This is a genomic window from Sphingomonas echinoides, from assembly GCF_029623395.1.
Taxonomy (GTDB): Bacteria; Pseudomonadota; Alphaproteobacteria; order Sphingomonadales; family Sphingomonadaceae; genus Sphingomonas; species Sphingomonas echinoides_A.
This window is the reverse complement of sequence record NZ_JAPYKK010000077.1, coordinates 1-2,040: the sequence shown is the minus strand read 5'-3', so window position 1 is coordinate 2,040 and position 2,040 is coordinate 1. Positions and strand designations below refer to the sequence as shown.

Annotated in this window: 2 protein-coding genes; both read right to left on the bottom strand. The window is 64.7% G+C overall.

Annotation, left to right across the window (positions count from 1 at the left end):
- The coding region (locus QBJ92_RS20490; protein WP_277971537.1) for a fimbria/pilus outer membrane usher protein at positions 1 to 1,582 on the bottom strand (1,582 nt) is incomplete at its 3' end.
- Positions 1,557 to 2,040, bottom strand: a 484-nt coding sequence (locus QBJ92_RS20485; protein WP_277971536.1) for a fimbrial biogenesis chaperone, incomplete at its 5' end; no start/stop codon positions are given. The genes QBJ92_RS20485 and QBJ92_RS20490, both read right to left, overlap by 26 nt.

Genomic DNA, 2,040 nt, shown 5'->3' with positions numbered 1-2,040 from the left:
CGAGTGTGCGTTGCCCCCCGAGACGAAGGGTGACGCCGACCGAGATGGCGCGATCGTGAAGGCGCACATTGTCATAAGCCGTGACGTACAGATAAGCGCGTCCGAAAACGTCGCGCGAATAGGTGCCGGACACGATCGACGCACGCCCCGGGTCGATCACGGTCGCCACGCCGGATACAAAGGCGGGGCGAATCGGGCGTTGCACAACGTCCGTGAAGGCGACGTTGAACGACCCTTGGCGTCCGAGGACCAACCCGGCGTTGACCTGCACCGTGCGACCGGCAGAAAGATGGTCCGCGATCAGGCCGAGATCGCGAAAGTGCTTGCTCGGCAAAGACGCGGAAGCTCCGAAATGATATTGACGAGTCGTCCGCTCGATCGCGACATAGGATTGCCATCCGGTCCCGGCGGACGATCGACTTCCGCCGAGCGCCACACTCGCGACCGCAAAACGACCGATGCCGATCGTGGCGCCCCCCGTCACCAAAGCGAGGCCGCCAGACGTCTCGGCATGCCCCTCTAGCGTCAGCCCCGGGGTGATGCCGCGCCGCAGAGTTCCGAACGCCGCCGGTCTCCCATAAGCGAAGCTTTCTGCACCATAGCCCTTGCGGATCGCACCGGCCTCGAACGAATACGCCCAAAGGCCGGGTTTCAACAACGTCTGACTGACGTAGAAGGACGAAGTCTGCACGACGCTGCGTCCGGTGATGTCGCGAACTGACACCGACACTTGACCAGCCCCGGTTACGATCGGAAGCTGCGGCACCGCGAACGGCCCCGCCTCGACCGACGTGCTGAGTTGCCGAACGCCGTTGACGAAAACGTCGAGCGTCGACGGCACCGTCGCGCCCCCGGTAATGATTGGGACGGGGTAAGTGATCAGGTCGGGGCGAAGCGCGAAGTCGGTCGAGACTTGCACCCCGCCGAGCCGAAGCGGATGGGTATAAGGCAAGGCCCCCGAAATCACGTCCCCCGCCGAATAGGTCCGCGACCGTTTGGGATCGGAATAGGCGTAGGTGCTGGCAAGCCGGACCACATGAAAGCCGGTGCGCGAATGCCCGACGATGAAGTCGTTCTGGAACGTGCCAGACCCGCCGAATACCCGCGCGGAACCATAACCATAAGCGTCGAAGGTACCCTTATGCGCGGTCGCGGTTATGTCGTAATTGAGCAAGACCCCCATCGGCGAGCTACTCGTCCGCACTCGTTCGCGCCCCAAGTCGCCCGTCACCCGGTGCACCGCCAAGCCGCGAACCGGAACGGTCAGCGCGATCGTCTGCGCAAGTTCGTCAACTATGGCCGGCACGCTGACGATCTCTGCCAGATCAACGAGAGCATCGTCGGCGGTCGCCGTGGGCGTAGCAAAGCCGAGCGCGCGCAATTCCTCGGCGGTCGCGAACAACCGTCCGTCCTTTTCCTGGAACGCGCCGACCTTCTCGGTATCTACGCCGTTGACGACTACTTCGAGCAGGAGATCGCGTGGCCCCGCCGCCTGCGCAGTCGCTAGCGACGCGGGGACGAACAGTGATACAGCGAACAGCCACCCGGCAAGAGCATTAAGCGGCAGGCACGATCGGCGCATCTGCCTCCACCTTGCCTTGGTCCGATGTGGCGGAGACGTGCAAAGTCGCACCTGCTGCGGCCCAGCCGGACGTCCCCGCCTCGACCGGAATCGCGACTTCGCTCCCCGCCAGAACGTATCGAAAGGTAAAGCCCGGCGCGGTCGCCGCTTGCGGAAGGTTCAACGCAGAGATCTTGGCGCGGCGCGTCCCGTCGTTGCGGATGACGAGCGTGCGCTTGACCGGGTCTGCTCCGACCAGCTTCCACGTCAGGCGCGAGCGTGCCGCGCCGGCGGCGGCGGCGAAGACGGGCAGTGAGATCCGCAAAGCCACCCGAATTGAGCCGGCATCCGCCGCAGCCGGGAGCTGATCGACCAGCAGTCGGTACGACGCCTCGCGTTCCAATGCGGCCTTGCGCAGCACGATCCGCACGGTTTGCGTATCCCCTGCGGCCAGTGTGCTAAACGGCGGGCTGACGACA